The 17,029-nt window shown below is 63.2% G+C and carries 19 protein-coding genes; 10 read left to right on the plus strand and 9 right to left on the minus strand.

What is annotated here, in order from left to right; translation table 11 throughout:
• Positions 1 to 45: 45 nt before the first annotated feature.
• Entirely contained in the window at positions 46 to 1,404 is a 1,359-nt protein-coding gene (locus GA0004734_RS01065; RefSeq protein ID WP_175386161.1) for a TIGR02594 family protein, read from the plus strand.
• A gap of 57 nt (positions 1,405 to 1,461) precedes the next feature.
• Here the strand turns inward: GA0004734_RS01065 and GA0004734_RS01070 are convergent, their stop codons facing one another.
• From GA0004734_RS01070 to odc2, 4 genes are all read right to left on the minus strand, one after another.
• Positions 1,462 to 2,508, minus strand: coding sequence for a serine hydrolase domain-containing protein (locus GA0004734_RS01070; protein ID WP_092930453.1), 1,047 nt, complete (start codon positions 2,506 to 2,508; stop codon positions 1,462 to 1,464).
• Positions 2,509 to 2,587: 79 nt separating this feature from the next.
• Positions 2,588 to 3,037 carry a glyoxalase superfamily protein gene (locus tag GA0004734_RS01075; protein ID WP_092930455.1) on the minus strand — a complete coding sequence of 150 codons (450 nt, stop codon included), beginning with the start codon at positions 3,035 to 3,037 and terminating at the stop codon, positions 2,588 to 2,590.
• A gap of 221 nt (positions 3,038 to 3,258) precedes the next feature.
• On the minus strand, positions 3,259 to 3,852 hold the full coding sequence (locus tag GA0004734_RS01080; protein ID WP_092930457.1) for a GNAT family N-acetyltransferase: 594 nt from the start codon (positions 3,850 to 3,852) through the stop codon (positions 3,259 to 3,261).
• Between the two features lie 111 nt (positions 3,853 to 3,963).
• Positions 3,964 to 5,097, minus strand: a complete 1,134-nt coding sequence (odc2, locus tag GA0004734_RS01085; protein WP_092930459.1) for an ornithine/lysine decarboxylase — start codon at positions 5,095 to 5,097, stop codon at positions 3,964 to 3,966.
• 665 nt (positions 5,098 to 5,762) lie between these two features.
• Between odc2 and GA0004734_RS01090 the strand changes: the two genes are divergently transcribed.
• The 3 genes from GA0004734_RS01090 to GA0004734_RS01100 all read left to right on the plus strand — a co-directional run bounded on the left by GA0004734_RS01090 (position 5,763) and on the right by GA0004734_RS01100 (position 8,509).
• Positions 5,763 to 6,662, plus strand: coding sequence for a LysR family transcriptional regulator (locus tag GA0004734_RS01090; protein ID WP_092935730.1), 900 nt, complete (start codon positions 5,763 to 5,765; stop codon positions 6,660 to 6,662).
• A gap of 138 nt (positions 6,663 to 6,800) precedes the next feature.
• The gene (locus GA0004734_RS01095; protein ID WP_092930461.1) at positions 6,801 to 7,457 is read left to right on the plus strand and encodes a DUF1007 family protein; all 657 of its coding nucleotides are present in this window, start codon (positions 6,801 to 6,803) and stop codon (positions 7,455 to 7,457) included.
• Positions 7,451 to 8,509, plus strand: a complete 1,059-nt coding sequence (locus tag GA0004734_RS01100) for a nickel/cobalt transporter (RefSeq protein ID WP_092930463.1) — start codon at positions 7,451 to 7,453, stop codon at positions 8,507 to 8,509. Before GA0004734_RS01095 ends, GA0004734_RS01100 begins: the two co-directional genes overlap by 7 nt.
• Positions 8,510 to 8,529: 20 nt before the next feature.
• Here the strand turns inward: GA0004734_RS01100 and GA0004734_RS01105 are convergent, their stop codons facing one another.
• From GA0004734_RS01105 to GA0004734_RS01120, 4 genes are all read right to left on the minus strand, one after another.
• Entirely contained in the window at positions 8,530 to 8,739 is a 210-nt protein-coding gene (locus GA0004734_RS01105) for a hypothetical protein (RefSeq protein ID WP_092930465.1), read from the minus strand.
• Positions 8,736 to 9,434, minus strand: a complete 699-nt coding sequence (locus GA0004734_RS01110) for a GNAT family N-acetyltransferase (protein ID WP_092935732.1) — start codon at positions 9,432 to 9,434, stop codon at positions 8,736 to 8,738. Before GA0004734_RS01110 ends, GA0004734_RS01105 begins: the two co-directional genes overlap by 4 nt.
• A gap of 150 nt (positions 9,435 to 9,584) precedes the next feature.
• Positions 9,585 to 10,466, minus strand: coding sequence for a tellurite resistance TerB family protein (locus GA0004734_RS01115; RefSeq protein ID WP_245292311.1), 882 nt, complete (start codon positions 10,464 to 10,466; stop codon positions 9,585 to 9,587).
• Between the two features lie 180 nt (positions 10,467 to 10,646).
• Positions 10,647 to 11,285, minus strand: a complete 639-nt coding sequence (locus tag GA0004734_RS01120) for a 2-dehydro-3-deoxy-phosphogluconate aldolase (protein WP_092930469.1) — start codon at positions 11,283 to 11,285, stop codon at positions 10,647 to 10,649.
• A gap of 172 nt (positions 11,286 to 11,457) precedes the next feature.
• Between GA0004734_RS01120 and GA0004734_RS01125 the strand changes: the two genes are divergently transcribed.
• From GA0004734_RS01125 to GA0004734_RS01150, 6 genes are all read left to right on the plus strand, one after another.
• Positions 11,458 to 11,949 (plus strand): CYTH domain-containing protein, encoded by a 492-nt coding sequence (locus tag GA0004734_RS01125; protein ID WP_092930471.1) that lies wholly within the window; start codon positions 11,458 to 11,460, stop codon positions 11,947 to 11,949.
• Between the two features lie 19 nt (positions 11,950 to 11,968).
• Positions 11,969 to 12,868, plus strand: coding sequence for a CHAD domain-containing protein (locus GA0004734_RS01130; protein ID WP_092930473.1), 900 nt, complete (start codon positions 11,969 to 11,971; stop codon positions 12,866 to 12,868).
• A gap of 63 nt (positions 12,869 to 12,931) precedes the next feature.
• Positions 12,932 to 13,624 carry a helix-turn-helix transcriptional regulator gene (locus GA0004734_RS01135; RefSeq protein ID WP_092930475.1) on the plus strand — a complete coding sequence of 231 codons (693 nt, stop codon included), beginning with the start codon at positions 12,932 to 12,934 and terminating at the stop codon, positions 13,622 to 13,624.
• A gap of 84 nt (positions 13,625 to 13,708) precedes the next feature.
• Complete coding sequence (locus GA0004734_RS01140) at positions 13,709 to 14,080, plus strand: VOC family protein (protein ID WP_092930477.1); 372 nt, start codon at positions 13,709 to 13,711, stop codon at positions 14,078 to 14,080.
• 63 nt (positions 14,081 to 14,143) lie between these two features.
• Positions 14,144 to 15,088: an oxygen-dependent tRNA uridine(34) hydroxylase TrhO gene (locus GA0004734_RS01145; RefSeq protein WP_092930479.1), complete on the plus strand. Its 945-nt coding sequence runs from the start codon at positions 14,144 to 14,146 to the stop codon at positions 15,086 to 15,088.
• Positions 15,089 to 15,092: 4 nt separating this feature from the next.
• On the plus strand, positions 15,093 to 15,560 hold the full coding sequence (locus GA0004734_RS01150) for a GNAT family N-acetyltransferase (RefSeq protein WP_175386163.1): 468 nt from the start codon (positions 15,093 to 15,095) through the stop codon (positions 15,558 to 15,560).
• Positions 15,561 to 15,563: 3 nt separating this feature from the next.
• Here the strand turns inward: GA0004734_RS01150 and GA0004734_RS01155 are convergent, their stop codons facing one another.
• Positions 15,564 to 16,946 (minus strand): GH1 family beta-glucosidase, encoded by a 1,383-nt coding sequence (locus GA0004734_RS01155; RefSeq protein WP_092930483.1) that lies wholly within the window; start codon positions 16,944 to 16,946, stop codon positions 15,564 to 15,566.
• Positions 16,947 to 17,029: the final 83 nt, after the last annotated feature.

The raw sequence follows: 17,029 nt of genomic DNA on the forward strand, positions 1-17,029 counted from the left end.
TAAAAATTTTGCATGTCTAACTTTCCGTTGAACCGGAGAAGCGATATGCAGCAGATCATCGACGTCGCCCACAATGTCGGGCCTTATGCGCAGAAGCTTGCCGATCTCGGAGTCGTCTCCGTGATCCGCTATTACAATATCGGCAACAGCAGCAACCTGCCGTCAAAGTGCCTGACGAAGGCAGAACTTACGGCGATTCACGCAGCCGGCCTCACCGTGGCCGTCGTGTTTCAGGCCGGCGGTGGCGCGAACGGCAAGCTGGGCGATCTTTCCGACGCCAATGGCACCCGCGACGCAAAACGCGCGTTGAAGCTTGCAGCGGAACTCGGTCAGCCGACCGGTTCCGGCATTTACTTCGCTGTCGATCACGATTATGTCGCGGCGGCCGATCTCGTTCAGATCGCAAACTACTTCGCCAAGGTCAAAGCCGAACTCGCCGGGCGTTACGTCCTCGGCGTCTACGGGTCAGGTCTCGTCGCCCGCAAACTCCATCACAAGGGTCTCGTCGATCTCATCTGGCTTTCCGGATCGCTCGGATGGACGGGCACGCGAAGCGCTTTGAAGGACGGTCTCTGGACCCTGTTCCAGAAAGACATGGAGCACGATCTGCCCTTCGGCGGCATCGACTATGACGGCAACGTCTTCAATTCTGCGGAGGCGAGTTTCGGCCAGTTCTCGGCCGACGGTCCCGTCGAGACCCCGCGCACCGTCGGCGCATCCGCCACCTTCTCCATCACCGCACGCGGCGGGCTCAACCTTCGGGCCGGCCCCGGCGAGACCTTCGGCGTCATCCAGAAGTATCCGCTCGACACGCTCGTGCGCGGCGTGAAGCAGACCGGCGACTGGACGCAGGTCGATATCCAGGGCGACGGCGCGTCGGACGGCTACATGCACAGCTCCTATCTCAAGGCCGAGATCGGCGGCCTGCCGCTAGCCTTCACCGGCAGTGGGTCCCGGAAACCGATCGATATCGCCAATGCGGAACTTGCTTTGGGTGTCGCGGAGGTTCCCGGACCCGGCAACAACCCGCGGATCGTCATGTACCACGCAACCACCGAAGGCGGGAAAGCGCCCGACGAAACCGCCTGGTGCTCTTCTTTCGTCAACTATTGCGTCGAGCAGGCCGGCATCAAGGGTACGGACAGCAAATGGGCACGGTCGTGGCATGATGAAAAATGGGGACACGACGTAACCACGGCGCCCCAGCCAGGCGATATCGTCGTCTTCAGCCGGAAGGGTGAGAAGACCAACGGAGGACACGTCGCTTTCTTCCACTCGATGACGGAAAGCGCCGTGACCTGCCTCGGCGGCAATCAGGGCGATCGCGTCAGCATCTCCACCTATCCGAAGGATGGGATCAAGGGTCCCTTCCACTACAAGCTTCTCTCCATCCGCCGCGCATGAGGCCACCCACCGGTCGTTAAGATCCTTGCGATGCAGGACCGCAAGAATCTGTCCGCATCACGCGCCCGCGGTCGAGATGATCCGGGCGAGGAGATCGTGCAGATCGTCGCGATAGCCGGTTCGGGCGGATGGCGCGCCCTCATTGGAGGTCATGGCGACGGTTATCCCGAGGTTGGGCACGATGTAGAGCATCTGCCCGCCAAAGCCCCAGGCGAAGTGAACCTCACGCCCGCCGATCTCGCGGGTGAACCAGCCATAGCCGTAGCCATCGCCCGAGAAGCGCGACTGCGTGCGCACGGCCCAGGATTCCGCGACCCAATCCTCCGGCACCACCTGTCGGCCTTCTGGCGTTCGCCCGCCATTTCGATAGAGCTCGCCGAAGGCCAGAAGCGAGCGGGCGCTCATCGCCATCTGGTTGCCGCCGAGATAAATCCCCTGCGGGTCGCGTTCCCAGGCCCCGATGCGGAAGCCCTCGACCGGCGCAAACCATTCGCGCGCCAGCGCCAGCGTCGATTTGCCCCCGACCTTCGTGAGAATGGCCGACAGAAGATGCGTCGATCCGGTGGAATAGAGCATCTGCCCCCCGGGTTCGTCCACGAAATCCGCCGCCAGCGCGAACCGGACCCAGTTACCGCTGGAAACCCAGCGCCCGTAATTCGGCCCCGACATCCGGTCGAGCCCCGCCTGCATGGAGAGGAGATTTCCGAGGGTGATCTTCGCCAACCGCGGATCGGGATTGGCCGGCAGGTCCCGCGACAGGATCGGCGCGATCGGCTGGTCCACGCCGGTCAGCAGCCCCTTCTCGATCGCAATCCCGACCATGGCGGAAATGATCGTCTTGGAGGCCGACTTGATATTGGTGCTGTCCGTCGTCTTGTTCGACCGGTAGCCCCGCTCGGCGACGATCTCTCCGTTGCGGGCGACGACGACCGTTTCCAGTGGCGAGAGACGGGCGGCGTCATTGAGGACGCTAGACAGCCGCGTCGTATCCAAGGAAGTCGTGACCGCAGTCGGAGCAACTGTCGATTGGGCCAGGGCTGGTGCGCAGACAAGAATGCCCGACAAAGCGAGCGCGAGGATGGATGTGGAGGAGATCGCTTTCATGAGACCGAGGTAGGCATTCTCGGCCGTGCCGCAAGGTGGCGGCGCGTCACGCGCGCCGCCCTCACGTCAACGTGACGCCTCACCACAGCAATTCGACATGCGGCCTGCCGTCCGACGTCTTCGCAGCCGTTCGCCCGGACGCGTCGATCGTGCAGTGGACCCGCTTGCGGAATGCCGAAAAGCTCTCGAAGGTCACGACATCGACAGGCTCGTCGAAATCGAGCGTCAACCGGTAGCGCCCAGCCTGCGCCGTCAGCGCCTGCACACCGAGAACCTGCGCCTCGAACGGCTGGCCGAGATAGAAGCCGCGCACGCGCGAACCCAGTTGATAGGGATCGAGCGGCGGCCGGTTGCCAACGGCCGCATGAAGGGTATTCCAGTCCCGGCAGCCATACTGCTCCGCGATCGTTTCCAGAGCATGGGAATGGGACATATCGATACCGCGCGCGGCAAAGGACGACCGCAGCCGCTTCGCCTGCTCCTTGAGCGCCTCAAGGCAGGGCAATGGGGTTGGTGACGATGATCGCATCGGGATCTCTCCAGCAATGGCATGCCGTGATATCCGTGGGGTCCGCATTGCCATCGGGAACATGCCGGGAGGGATGACCGAAAAGACTTTGAAAAGAGACTTCACCAAAGCCGGGACGGCTTGCGGACGGCCGGGGCTCTGACCCGTACCGCCGTATGCTAGATCAGGCTTGCCGCCAAGTCAAACGACCGCATCAGCGGCCGTTTGACGAAGAGATCCGTTCAGGCAACCTTCCGCATCGGCATCGCCTGCGAGAGTTTGCGCCCGCTGGCAGTGAGCATGCCGGCGGCACCCTTCAGCCAGCCGTCCTTCAGCTCGAGGCCGAGGAAGCGATGGCGCTCGAACGGGCCGGGCATGACGAGGTGCTGGGCATACTGCGCCTGGAAGCCGAAGCGCTCGTAATAGGGCGCATCGCCGACGAGCAGGATGGCGCCATGTCCCCGAAGCGTCGCTTCGCCGATCGCCGCACGCATCAGCGCGCCGCCGACACCCTTGCCCTCCTGCGCGGCATCGACCGCGAGCGGACCGAGAAGCAGCGCCGGAATGGCGTGGCCCTCAGCGTCGACACCGGCATCGACGTTCCACAGGCGCACGGTGCCGATCACGTGACCATCGCAATCGCGCGCGACGAGCGCCAGACCTTCGGCCGGCACACGCCCGCGGCGAATCTGCTCCGACGATTTGCGGCGGCGGTTGACGCCCATGGCGCGATCGAGCAGTCGCTCGCGCGCAACGATGTCGCCGGGGTTCTCGGCGTCGATGGTGAAGGCATTCTGCGCGAAGAAGGCGCGGACAGAATCAAGAACAGCGGCCATGGCAAGGCCTCCCGTACTCAAAACCGATTCAAACGGTATCGAAGGATCATTGTGAAGGTGCGGTTCCCGTATCCGGGAACCGCAAGTTCCCATGGGAGGGAACCGGAAACGTCAGATGACGTAGGCCTTCAACGGGTCGAAGCCGTTGAAGGCGACGGCCGAGTAGGTCGTCGTGTAGGCACCGGTGCCTTCGATCAGAACCTCGTCGCCGATCGTGAGAGATACGGGCAGCGGGTACATGTTCTTCTCGTACATCACGTCGGCGGAATCGCAGGTCGGGCCGGCGAGTACGCAGGGCTCCATCTCGTCCGCGTCATGCGCGGTGCGGATGGGGTAGCGGATCGCTTCGTCCATCGTTTCGGCGAGACCGCCGAACTTGCCGATGTCGAGGAAGACCCAGCGGTGGTTGTCATTGTCCGACTTCTTCGAAATCAGGATGACTTCCGCCTTGATGACACCCGCATTGCCCACCATGCCGCGACCCGGCTCGATGATCGTTTCCGGAAGCTGGTTGCCGAAGTGCTTGCGCAGCGCCGCATAGATGGCCTTGCCATAGGCTTCGGCCGAGGGAACGTCGCGCAGGTACTTGGTCGGAAAACCACCGCCCATGTTGACCATCTTCAGTTCGATGCCCTGCTTGGCCAGCTGCACGAAAACGCGCTTGGCATCGGCAAGAGCCACGTCCCAGGCATCGACCTTGGTCATCTGCGAGCCGACATGGAACGAGACGCCATGCGAGACGAGACCGAGCTGGTGCGCGTAGACGAGAACGTCGACGGCCATCTGGGGTACGCAGCCGAACTTGCGCGACAGCGGCCATTCCGCACCTTCGCCATCCGTCAGGACGCGGCAGAACACGCGGGCACCCGGAGCGGCGCGCGAAACCTTTTCGACTTCCTCATGGCTGTCGACCGCAAAGAGCGAAACGCCGAGCGCATGCGCACGAGCGATATCGCGTTCCTTCTTGATCGTGTTGCCGTAGGAGACGCGCGAAGGCGTTGCACCGGCATCCAGCGCCATTTCGATTTCAGCCACGCCGGCGCAATCGAAGTTGGAGCCGAGACCGGCGAGCAGGCGCAGGATTTCCGGCGAAGGATTGGCCTTGACGGCATAATAGATCGAGCTGTCCGGCATCGCGTGGCGGAAAGCCTTGAAATTGTCCCGGACGACATCGAGATCCACGACAAGGCAGGGGCCTTCCGGGCGACGGGTGTTCAGGAAGTCGATGATGCGAGCAGTCGTCATGGTTTCAATCCCAATACGTTAGGCTTCACGATCAGCGAGGAAACCTCGCCGAGGTGTGAAGGACAAAGGGCGTACGGGTGCGCGTTCGGATACCAGCCGGTGGAGACCCCGGAATCCTAACATGCGCTCGTACAGCGCGAATTGTGGATGAAGCCCGCCGAGGCGTTCATCCGGCTTTGTCTGCCATAGATTGGAGGTTGGAACCTACCGCACGTCCGGCAATGAAGGTGTGCCTCTTCAGTAACCCCGGCTGATGGAAAGCCGGCAGAGAACAAAAAGGCCCGCACCGTCGTTGCTTCAAGATGTCCTCGCAATTCCGGTTGGCCGGAAAAACGACTGGAGCGGTTAGATCCAGGTACCTTACCGATTTCCTCACCAAACGAGGGATCGGCGGACACCCACAGGCACGTGCGACTTTGGGCAAAGCGGAGATAAGAAAGATCACTGTCGTAATCAAGCGGTTTTTGATCCGCGCCCGATCTTTTTTCGCCCCGCCGCAAGCCTCGCACCAGCTTCAAACAACGAACGGATGGTCGTCCGGCCCGCGCCGGATCGTCAACAGGGTTGCGGACATCGCCAACCCTATGTTTTGAATGGCGGCGCGCGACAATGGTTCCCGGAGAATGCCCGGCTATGAGGCAGGGGAGCCGCGCAAGGGAGCCGAGATCGACACACTGACACGCATCCGAGCCTTCATCGACGTCGTCGATGCCGAGGGCTTTTCCGCGGCCGGCCGCCGCGTCGGCCGCTCGAAGGCGCTGCTCTCCAAATATGTGCGCGAGCTGGAGGACGAGCTCGGTGCCCTCCTCCTCAACCGCACCACCCGGCAATTTTCGCTGACGGAAGCCGGACACATCTATTATCGCACCGCCGCCGAAATCCTGAAGGAGATCGACAATCTTGCCGATCTCGTGCGCGCCGGAAACAGCGATCTCAAGGGACGGCTGCGCATCTCCGCACCCCGCACATTCATCGATGCCGATATCGGGCAGTCCCTGATCGACTTCGGCCTTGCCCATCCGGAACTGTCGTTGGAAATCATTTCCGACGATCGCTTTGTCGATCTGGTCGAGGAAGGCTTCGACGTCGCCATCCGCATCACCCGGCTGGAGGACAGCACCCTCATCGCCCGCAAGCTCGACGATTTCCATGTCAGAATGTGCGCCTCCCCGGCTTTTCTCGAAAAACACGGACCGATCACCCATCCCTCGGATCTCGCCCACATGCCCTGTGTGATCGACACCAATGGCCGCTCCTACAGCAACTGGCGGTTTGTGGACCGCGACGGCACGAACTTCTCGGTGCCCGTCAGTGGCCCGATGGAGGTCAACAGTCCGCTGGCGAGCCTGCGCGCGGCCGAATCGGGTCTTGGTGTCGCCGGCGTTCCTGATTTCATTGCCCGGCAGAAGCTGGAGGACGGCAGCCTTGTCGCGGTGCTGGACGATTTTCTGCCGCATGATCGCGGCATCTATGCCATCTATCCTCACCGCCGGTATCTGCCGACGAAAGTGCGCACGCTGGTCGATTTCCTGCATGGATGGTTTCGCAAAAGGGCGGATGCTTAAGCAAGCCGAGACGGGTCACGGCGCGGCTGTCCCAATTCCGTCTACTTTCGGCCGGATGACAGGGCGACCTGCTCCGCATCTGCGTCGGACACGAGATCTTTCGCGCCGGAAGCGCTCTAGGCAAGGACACTGTTTTCCATGAGACGTACCCTTTCGTCGCGAAGCCTGCTTGCCGGGCTTGCCGCAGCGCTCATTCTACCGGCGCAGGCTTTCGCCCATCCGCACATCTTTGCGGAGGCCCGCCTTGAGGTCGTCTCGGACGAGACGGGCCATATCAGCCAGTTGCGCAACGTCTGGCGCTTCGACGAGCTATTCTCGGCAAGCGTTCTCCTCGATTTCGACAAGAATTCCAACGCCACGCTCGATCCCGACGAACTGGCGGAGGTCGGGCAGACCGTTCTGGATTCGCTCAGCGAATACAATTACTACACGACGATCTACGACAATGGAAAACTGGTGAAGGTCTCGAAGCCCGATGCGATCCATGCCGACTTCAAGGACAACCAGCTGCTGCTGATCTTCGCGGTCAAGCCGGCCGAGCCGATGCCGCTGAAGGGCACGATGTCGTTCGGCATCTACGACCCGACACTTTATACCGCAATCGATTTCCCGAGCGATGGCGATCTTGCCGTTGTCGGCGACAAGCTTGCCGCCTGCCAGCACAAGGTGGTGCGGCCGGACCCGGACGAGGTGATCTCGCAAAACCAGTCGACTCTGACCGACGCCTTCTTCACGGACCCGACCGGTACCGACATGTCGAAGCTCTTTGCGACGAGGATAGAATTCACATGCTGACCCGTGCCCTTCGCCTCCCCCTCATGGCCGGCGCCCTGCTGATGCTGGCCGCCGCGGCGGCGCATGCGCAGTCCCCGCTCGGCATCGGCACCGCCGAACCGGCGTTCAACACATCCGGCTTTCTCGGCGGCTTCCTCTCCTGGGTGAACATGGAGCAGCAGGGTTTCTACCGGACCCTGACGGACGCGCTGAAGGGCATGCGCGACAATCCCTGGCACCTCTGGTCGCTGGTCGGGCTGTCCTTTGCCTATGGCGTCTTTCATGCGGCCGGTCCCGGCCACGGCAAGGCCGTCATCTCGTCCTACATGATCGCCAACGAGACCGAACTGAAGCGTGGCGTCACCCTGTCTTTCATGTCATCCTTCCTGCAGGGCGGCGTTGCGATCCTGCTTGTCGGTGCAGCCTATCTGGTGCTGCGCGGTAGCTCGATCTCGATGACACAGGCGACGACCTTCCTGGAGCGCGTCAGCTACGCCCTCGTCGCCGCCTTCGGCGCATGGCTCTTGTTCCGCAAGATGCGGGCGCTTGCCCGCCCGACCTCGAGGCCCGCCTTGGCGCTCGCCGGCGGTCTCGATTTCGCTCATGCGATGCCGGAGGCTCATGATCATCATCACCGGCACGCGCACGGCCATGACCATCATGATCATGCGGGACATGCCCATGGGCCGGGAGAGGTTTGCTCCAGCTGCGGCCATGCCCACGCGCCCGATCCGTCCATGCTGAAGGGCGACCGTTTCCAGCTGCGCGAGGCTTGGTCGGCCGTGCTGGCCGTCGGCCTGCGTCCCTGCTCGGGAGCGCTGATCGTGCTGTCCTTCGCGCTGCTGAACGGTCTTTATCTCGGCGGCGTGCTGTCCGTACTGGCGATGTCGATGGGTACGGCGATCACGGTCTCGGTGCTGGCCACGCTTGCCGTCACCGCCAAGGATCTGGCCGTCCGCTACGCGTCGAGCGCCGGCACGGCCATGCGGGTGACGAACGGCATCGAGATCTTCGGCGCCGTCCTAGTCCTCGGTCTCGGTCTGGCCCTGCTTGGCGCATCGCTGCAGGGCTGACGTCTTTCAGGCGAAGCGGGTCAGCGGCGGCGCTGGTAGCGGGCGCGCAGCCAGAACACGAAGAAGAAGGCTAGCACAAACACCGTGCCGACGACGGCCGCGAGATAGGGCGAAATCGTACCCAGGTAGATCATGGCCGTCGGCAGGAACATGAAACCGGCGCCGAAGACGAGGAGAAAAACCGCAGCGGCTATCGCCGCCGACCGGTCCCGCGGATCCCATTTCTTCATGCAGCACCGGTGGCGGCGGCAATCTCCGCTCGCACGTCTTCGAGGCGCCGGCGCTGGCGCCCATCCGCATCGAAGTTCTCAGGCGCGAGCCACGCTTTGAACGCGGCGTCGAGCAGCGGCCATTCCCCGTCTATCATCGAGAACCACGCCGTATCGCGGTTAGCGCCCTTGGCCACCATATGCTGGCGGAAGACACCCTCGAAGGTGAAGCCGAGCCGCGCTGCCGCGACTTTGCTGGGTGTATTGTCGTTGTGGCACTTCCACTCGTAACGGCGATATCCGAGATCCTCGAAGACATGCCGGGCCATAAGATAATGGGCCTCGGTGGCAAGCGGCGAGCGCGCCATGGCATCAGCATGCGCGACGGAGCCCACCTCCACGACGCCGTAAGTGGGGTCCGGGCGCATGTAGCTCGCCATGCCCACGACATTGCGGCTGGCCTTGTCCCGGAAGATCAGCGTCACCCAGTTGACTTGAGCGGCATCGAGCCACGCCCCGAAGGCGTCGGCATCGGCAAAGGCTGATTGCGGAAAATAGCGCAGGCGCTCGTTGATCGCGAGACCGCCAAAAGCCTCCCAGAGCGCCTGGAGATGCAGCAGCCGGTCGTAAGGTTCGAGGACAACATACGCGCCCTCCAGCGTTACGGGCTTCGGCGCCGGGCAACCTGCCCATTTGGTAAGATCGCGGTTCGTCATGTCATCCTCGCCCAGATCGAGACATAGCCTGCCCGGCATCAAGCCGGCAGACCTCGCTTTCCGGCATAGGCGAAGGTGCGCGGCGGTGCAAATGCAATCCGGTGATACGGTCATCACCGCCGCGCATGGACGACAAAGACAGGAACGTCGTCAGACGATCGAGGGATCGACCACAGACGGGCTGCTGCCCACCGGCACCTTGGCTGAGGCGACCGTAGCCTCGATGTGATCGACCAGCGCATCCGGCAGGCCGAGACGTCCGGCAAGCATGTCGAGATAGCCACGCTCGGTGCGGCTGTCCGGCTCGATGGTCAGGCGCGACGCGGTGTAAAGTTCGACCTTCTCCTCCTCCGTGCGCGCGGCAGCGACAAGACCGTCGATATCGACCGGGCTCGCCAGCTCGTCGCGCAGGAAAGCCTCCGCCTCGCTGTCGAGCCCGCTCGCACCGACACGCTCCATAATGCGGGCACGCTCACTCTCATCGATATGCCCGTCAGCCCGCGCGGCTGCGATCATCGCGCGTACAAGAACGAGCACGAAATCATTGCGAACGACGGAGGGCGAGATGGAGAAGCCGGAGTTGTCCGGCGGCGGCAGTATCTCAGGAGCGGTCTGCGGGTCGACCCGCTGCGGTGCCTGTCCAGCCTGATAGTTCTTGTAGGCGGTATAACCGAGACCGGCGATGGCCGCGAGGCCGCCGAGCTTCAGCGCCGTGCCCGCGATGTCGCGTCCGGTGCCCGTGCCGAGCAGCACGGCAGCAAGACCGCCGGTCTTCAGGGGATTGTTGCGGGCCATCTGGACGATTTGCCCGGCCTTGTCCTTCATCGAACCACCACCCAGCAGGCCGCCAAGCGCACCGCCGACAGAACTTCCACCAGCACCGCCAAGAAAGCCACCCTGCGACGAACCCTGTGATCCAGACTGAGATCCAGAACGATCCTGCGTGCCTTGGTTTCCTTGGCCCCCAAGCCCCTGCCCCCCAAGCCCCTGAGAGCCGAGAAACTGGTCCAGCAGTTTTTTCGCGTCGAACATCCTGTCGTCAACCTCCTGATTGGTTCATCTGAAGAAGAGACATAGGAAACGGCACGCGGAAAACAAATGCGCCGCCCGGAAAGTCGAGCGATGTCCTGCCGGAAGACATCGCACCGATCAGCCAGCTAAGAGGCTGATCTAGCGAACGTTTCCGGCAGTTACCATCTTGAAGCAGTCGCCTCAGGCTGTCAGGGCGCAGGCTTCCGATGCCAGCTTTGTGATGCCGGCCCAGTCGCCAGCCGCGACCAATTCCTTCGGCGCGACCCAGGAGCCGCCGACGCAGATGACGTTGGACAACGAGAGGTAGTCCATCGCGTTCTTCAGCGAGATGCCGCCGGTCGGGCAGAACAGAGTGCCGGCGAGCGGCGATGCCAGGGCTTTGAGGAAAGCCGCGCCGCCTGCCTGTTCGGCCGGGAAGAACTTCATGATCTCGTAGCCTTCGGCCCGCAGGATCATCGCCTCGCTGGCGGTGGACGCGCCCGGCAGGAACGACGCTTCGTGATCGTCGGCAGCATCCAGCAGGTCGGGCGTGGTGCCCGGGCTGACGATGAACTGCGCGCCGGCCTCGACGGCAGCGGCATAATGCTCGGGGTTGAGGATGGTGCCGGCACCGGTCACGGCGCCCTCGACTTCCTTGGCGACCGCCTCGATGGCGGCGAGAGCCACCGGCGTGCGCAGCGTGATTTCGATCGCCTTCAGGCCGCCGGCCACCAATGCCCGAGCGAGCGGCACGGCCGTCGCGAGGTCTTCGATGATGAGCACCGGCACGACCGGTTGCAGCTTGAGGACGGACAGAAGGCGTTCGGTTTTCTCGATCATGCGGCTTCACTCCTCAATCGATTGAATCTTCCCTCGCAATACCGTCCGCACCCGCCAATGTCGAGATGCTTCCATGCCCTTAATACGGCGGTATCGCGAGGGTAAGATGGTGGACTTTCGCATTTTCTGAATTACGTTGGCCTTGTTGCAAGAATGCGGCATGAGGAACGGGATGGCGAAGGAAATCGAACGGAAGTTCCTTGTGAAGCACGAGGGCTGGAGGGCGGAGGCCGGACCGGGCGCCGCCATGCGCCAGGGCTACCTCGCCGCCATGGACGACCGCACCATTCGCATCCGCCTGATCGATGGCGAGAGTGCGCGACTGACCATCAAGATCGGAACGGGCATGCTGACGCGGGACGAGTTCGAATATGCGGTGCCGCTCGGCGACGGCGAGGAGTTGATCGCATCGGCCATCGGCACCGTGATTGCCAAGACGCGCTATCGCGTGCCGGGCGAGACGCATGTGTGGGAAGTCGACGTGTTCGAGGAACCCTATGCCGGATTGATCGTTGCCGAGGTTGAAATGCGCACCGAGGCCGACGACCCGGTTTTGCCGGACTGGATCGGCGAGGAGGTGACGGACGACCGGCGCTATTCGAACTTCGCCCTTGCGACGCAGAAGGACAAGCGGCGCCCCGATATCGCGGCGGCCGCACACTGAGAAACCCACGGGAAAGATCATGGCCTACAGACTGAAACCCGCGAAACGCTTCACCGACGAATTCCGGCGTATTGCGGGGCGGGAACTCGACAAGGCCATCTCGGCACTGGAACTGCGTCCCGAGGGAACCTCCGGGGCGATTCATGTCGCGCGACGTTGCCTGAAACGCACGCGCGCACTCTACCGGCTTGCCGCACCCGAAGCGCGCAAATTCTACAAAAGCGAAAATGCCCGCCTGCGGGACGCCGCCCGCACGGTGGCCGACCTGCGCGATGCGACGGCGCTGATCGACACCGCGACGATCCTCACGGAGCACCTCTCGGGGGAAGAGCAGGCCGCGGCCGAGCGCGCTGTCGAAGCGCTGCGCGTTCGCAAGGGCTGGGTGGTGACCGCGGAAGGCGACCTTGATGCAACGATCGACGCGCTGATCGCCGAATTGCGCGATGCGAAATCGACGGCAGGAAAGCGCAGCTTTGCCAATGGTGTGCGCCCGACGGCCTACATGATGGCGGCGGCATGGCGCAAGGCCATGGAACGTGCGCAGGTCGCCCTTGCCGCCTGCCACGAGCAGCCGACGCCGGAGCATTTCCACACGCTGCGCAAGCGCACGCAGGACTATCGTTTCTATCATCTCCTTCTTCAGTCGGCCTGGCCGGGCGTCATTCTGGCACGCGAACGGCAGGTCAAGGCCCTGATCGACCGCCTCGGCTTCATTCACGATCTCGCCGTCCTCGGTGACACGCTCGCCCGAGAACCCGAGCTTCTGCCGCCGCAGGACATCGCCATCCTGCGCCACGCGATCAGCCTGGACATACGATGCGAAGAGCGCCATGCGCTCGGTGAGGCCGACGCCCTCTTTGGCGACGTCGCTGGCAAGGAAGCCGAGCGTATCGCCATCCTCTGGCTTGCTGCCGCCTGAGGCGGCGAACAAACGGTCCATCCCTGTTGAGAAGCGCGTGACCACCGGTTATGCCTGTCCGCCATGTCCCGCTCCGCCCGCCTTCTCGATCTCCTCCAGATCCTGCGCACCCACCACCGGCCGGTCAGCGGCGCGGCCCTGGCGGAGGCGACCTGCGTCAGCCTGCGCACGGTCTATCGAGATATCGTGACGCTGCAGGCGCAGGGTGCGGACATCACCGGCGCGCCGGGCCTCGGCTACGTGCTCAATCCCGGCTTTCTCCTGCCGCCGATCATGCTGTCGAGCGAGGAAATCGAGGCGCTGGTGCTCGGCGCGCGCTGGGTTCGCGCCTATACCGACGACCGCCTGAAGCAGTCCGCCATGCATGCGCTCGCCAAAATCGCCGCCGTTCTTCCCGAGGACCTGCGCCGGGAGCTGGAAACATCCGCCCTCCTCGTTCCCACAAAACGCCGCAAGGACAGCCCGGAGCAGGATCGCGCAGCCTTGCGCGATGCCATCAAGGCGGGCGTGAAGCTCGACATCTGCTATCGCGATGAGCAGGCGCAGGAAACCACGCGCCGTGTCTGGCCGGTCGCTCTCGGCTATTTCGAATCCCTGCGCATCCTCGTTGCCTGGTGCGAGTTGCGGGGAGGGTTCCGGCATTTTCGCATCGACCGCATGATCGAGGTCATGCCGACGCAGGAGATCTGCCCCCGTCGCGGCGAGGTGCTCCTGGCGGAATGGCGCCGCGAGAACGGCATCGTCCACGATTTCTGATGAGCATGCCCCATGCTGACAGAAACTGACAGGAGCGCGACGTAAACCTGATCCGCCAGACAGGCTGGCCATCAGGAGACATTCATGCAACCGACCTACATCCTTCTCGTCGTCAATGACCCGCTGGCGAGCGCCGCCTTCTACGAGAGCATTCTCGGCACGACCCCGGTGGAAGCCCAGAAGACCTTCGCCCTCTTCCACATGAACCCGACAACCATGCTCGGCCTCTGGTCGAAACATACGATCGAGCCACCGGTCACCGTCGCGCCCGGCAGCGCCGAACTCTGCTTCGCTCTGGAAAGCGCCGAGGCCGTGGACGCCTGCCATGAGACGTGGAAGGCACAGGATCTGCCGATCCTGCAGACGCCGGTCGAGGCCGATTTCGGCTATACCTTCACCGCTGCCGACCCCGACGGCCACCGCCTGCGCACCTTCTGCCCGTCGCAACGGGGGTAATGCCCGGCTCCGGGCGCAGCCGGGTGATTGCGCGCGCGCGCCGAACGCGGTATTTCACCGCTTATGACGAACAGCGCGACGACAATGCCCCGGGAAGCCCAAGGCGGGTTTCTGGTAGCGGCCCTTTACCACTTTGCCCGGCTCCACCGGTTCGCGGATCTGCGCGATCCGTTGCAGGCTGTCTGCGACGAGAACGGGGTGAAGGGTACGCTTCTTCTGGCGCAGGAGGGTGTAAACGGGACGATCGCCGGCACGGACGCCGGCATCGCCGCCGTTCTCGCCTTTCTGCGCGCCCAGCCGGAGTTCGAGGCTCTGGAACACAAGGAAAGCCGGGCGGCGACCATGCCCTTCCTTCGCATGAAGGTGCGGGTCAAGAAGGAGATCGTCACCATGGGCGTCGAGGATATCGACCCCCTGACGATCGTCGGCACCTATGTCGAACCGAAGGACTGGAACGCGCTGATTTCGAACCCGGAAACGCTGGTCATCGACACGCGCAACGATTACGAGACCGCGATCGGCACCTTCCGTGGCGCACTCGACCCGCAGACGAAGACATTCCGCGAATTTCCGGACTGGGTGAAGAACAATACCGGCCTGCACAACAAGCCGAAGATCGCTATGTACTGCACCGGCGGCATACGCTGCGAGAAGGCGACAGCCTTCATGAAGAGCCAGGGCTTCGACGAGGTCTACCACCTCAAGGGCGGCATCCTGAAATATCTGGAGGAAACGCCGCCGCAGGAGAGCCTGTGGGAAGGTGCCTGCTTCGTGTTCGACGATCGCGTATCAGTGACGCATGGGCTCGGCGAAGGCGAACACACGCTCTGCCATGCCTGCCGCCAGCCGCTGACGCTGGAAGAGCGCACCTCGCCCGTGCATGAGGAAGGCGTTGCCTGCGTTCACTGCCATGACACGCGAACGGACGAAGACCGCGAGCGCTACCGGCAGCGGCAGCGCCAGATCGAGCTTGCGAAGAAGCGCGGATCGAAGCATCTGGGAGGCTGAACCGATGCCGGACAACATCACCGTTTCGGATCTGCGGGATGCGCCGCAATTTCGTGAGATTATGGCCGATCGCCTCTGGACCGCTTGGTGGCGCGACGAGGGTCTGATCACGAAGGATCAGCTTGTCCGAAAGATCGGCGAGAATTTCACATCGACCGGCATCCCCTTCAGCTTGATTGCCCATCGCGGCGATGTCTTCTGTGGCACCGTCTCCGTCATCGAGGACGATATGCCCGCTCGTCCGCAGTATCGCCCTTGGCTCGCCGCCCTCTGGGTCGAGGAGCAGGCCCGCCGCCAGGGTGTCGGAGAGCGTGTGATCGACGTCGCTCTCGAAAAAGTCTCCCGGCTGGCGGCGGAAATCCATCTCTACTGCACGCCGGAAAACACGCCCTTCTACGAGCGCCGGGGCTGGAACCGGCTCGAAACCAATGTCGACGGCGTCAATATCTTCCGCCGCAGCACAGTCGCCTAGCCCTTAAGCCGAAGTCGTTTCCGCGTGATTTCCCTTCGGAAACGCACCTGCGAGATCCCGATACCAGTGACCGCTCTTCTTGATGGTGCGGACCTGCGTGTCGTAATCGACATGGACGATGCCGAAACGCATGCGGTAGCCTTCCGCCCATTCGAAATTATCCATCAGGCTCCAGGCGAAATAGCCTTTCATGGGATATCCCTCGGCGATCAGGTCGGCCGTCACGGCCAGATGCTCGGCGATATAGTCGAGCCGCGGCTGGTCGTTCACCTCGCCGTTTTCAACGCCCATATTGTAGCAGGCGCCATTCTCGGTGATGTAGCAATCCGGCAGGTCGTAGCGTTCGTTGACGGTGCGGATGAGGTCGCCCAGCGCCTGGGGAAAAATCTCCCAGCCGATATCGGTTTTCGCCTCGTTGACGAAGGGTGCCGCCTTGGTGGCGGGAAAGTCCGTTCCCTCGGTCGGATCGTCGCTGACGCGCATCGGCGTGTAGTAGTTCACGCCCCACCAGTCGAGCTTCTGGCTGATCACCGCCATGTCGCCGGCCTCGACCTCCGGCATGCGCGCGCCGAGCGCCTCCAGCACGCTGTCGGGATAGGCGCCCTTGAAGATCGGGCCGAAGAACACACCATTGTGGAAATCGAACGCCCGCTCGGCAGCCGCCTTGTCGGCCTCGCTATCGGTGCCGGGATAGATATGCATGGGATTGATGACGATACCGACCGGCAGGTTCGCCCGCTCTTCCCTCACGGCGGCAACGCCGAGACCGTGTGCGAGATTGGTCACGTGCATCGCGTGCAGCGCTGCCTCCATGTTCTTTTCGCCCGGCGCATGAATGCCATAGAGATGGCTGAGCCAGACCGAGCACCAGGGCTCGTTGAAGGTCGCAACCGCATCCAGCCGGTCGCCGAGACGGGCGATGACGGTGCGGGCATAGCGCTGGAAGGCAAACGCCGTGGAGCGCGCGGTCCAGCCACCATCTCCGGCCAGCGTCAGCGGCAGGTCCCAGTGATAGAGTGTCGCGAAGGCCTTGATGTTGCGCGCCTTCAGGCCATCGACCAGCCGGTCGTAGAAGTCGAGGCCAGCCTCGTTCACCGGCCCGGTGCCATCGGGAACGATGCGCGGCCAGGCGATGGAGAAACGATAGGCCTTCACACCGAGGCTCGCGATCAGGTCGAGATCCTCCTCGAGCCGATTGTAATGATCGCAGGCGACATCGCCGTTGTGCCGGCCGAAGACGCGGCCCGGCATGTTCGAGAATGCATCCCAGATCGACGGCTTGCGCCCGTCCGCCTTCGAAGCGCCCTCGATCTGGAAAGCGGCCGTGGCCACTCCGAACAGGAAATCGCCGGGGAAGCGGTCGGCCAGCGTCTTGGAATCGGTCATCACTCGTGTCCTCTTCAATCGTCGTCTCGGGCGACGCCCGTACCGCCGCCGCGCAGGGACATCCAGAGCCGCCACGCCGTTCG

This window comes from Rhizobium sp. 9140, from assembly GCF_900067135.1.
Taxonomy (GTDB): Bacteria; Pseudomonadota; Alphaproteobacteria; order Rhizobiales; family Rhizobiaceae; genus Ferranicluibacter.

Coding starts and splice junctions, on each gene's coding strand:
- GA0004734_RS01065 (WP_175386161.1), top strand. CDS start 46: ATGCAGCAGATCATCGACGTCGCCCACAATGTCGGGCCTTATGCGCAG.
- GA0004734_RS01070 (WP_092930453.1), bottom strand. CDS start 2,508: ATGAAAGCGATCTCCTCCACATCCATCCTCGCGCTCGCTTTGTCGGGC.
- GA0004734_RS01075 (WP_092930455.1), bottom strand. CDS start 3,037: ATGCGATCATCGTCACCAACCCCATTGCCCTGCCTTGAGGCGCTCAAG.
- GA0004734_RS01080 (WP_092930457.1), bottom strand. CDS start 3,852: ATGGCCGCTGTTCTTGATTCTGTCCGCGCCTTCTTCGCGCAGAATGCC.
- odc2 (WP_092930459.1), bottom strand. CDS start 5,097: ATGACGACTGCTCGCATCATCGACTTCCTGAACACCCGTCGCCCGGAA.
- GA0004734_RS01095 (WP_092930461.1), top strand. CDS start 6,801: ATGAGACGTACCCTTTCGTCGCGAAGCCTGCTTGCCGGGCTTGCCGCA.
- GA0004734_RS01100 (WP_092930463.1), top strand. CDS start 7,451: ATGCTGACCCGTGCCCTTCGCCTCCCCCTCATGGCCGGCGCCCTGCTG.
- GA0004734_RS01105 (WP_092930465.1), bottom strand. CDS start 8,739: ATGAAGAAATGGGATCCGCGGGACCGGTCGGCGGCGATAGCCGCTGCG.
- GA0004734_RS01110 (WP_092935732.1), bottom strand. CDS start 9,434: ATGACGAACCGCGATCTTACCAAATGGGCAGGTTGCCCGGCGCCGAAG.
- GA0004734_RS01115 (WP_245292311.1), bottom strand. CDS start 10,466: ATGTTCGACGCGAAAAAACTGCTGGACCAGTTTCTCGGCTCTCAGGGG.
- GA0004734_RS01120 (WP_092930469.1), bottom strand. CDS start 11,285: ATGATCGAGAAAACCGAACGCCTTCTGTCCGTCCTCAAGCTGCAACCG.
- GA0004734_RS01125 (WP_092930471.1), top strand. CDS start 11,458: ATGGCGAAGGAAATCGAACGGAAGTTCCTTGTGAAGCACGAGGGCTGG.
- GA0004734_RS01130 (WP_092930473.1), top strand. CDS start 11,969: ATGGCCTACAGACTGAAACCCGCGAAACGCTTCACCGACGAATTCCGG.
- GA0004734_RS01135 (WP_092930475.1), top strand. CDS start 12,932: ATGTCCCGCTCCGCCCGCCTTCTCGATCTCCTCCAGATCCTGCGCACC.
- GA0004734_RS01140 (WP_092930477.1), top strand. CDS start 13,709: ATGCAACCGACCTACATCCTTCTCGTCGTCAATGACCCGCTGGCGAGC.
- GA0004734_RS01145 (WP_092930479.1), top strand. CDS start 14,144: ATGACGAACAGCGCGACGACAATGCCCCGGGAAGCCCAAGGCGGGTTT.
- GA0004734_RS01150 (WP_175386163.1), top strand. CDS start 15,093: ATGCCGGACAACATCACCGTTTCGGATCTGCGGGATGCGCCGCAATTT.
- GA0004734_RS01155 (WP_092930483.1), bottom strand. CDS start 16,946: ATGACCGATTCCAAGACGCTGGCCGACCGCTTCCCCGGCGATTTCCTG.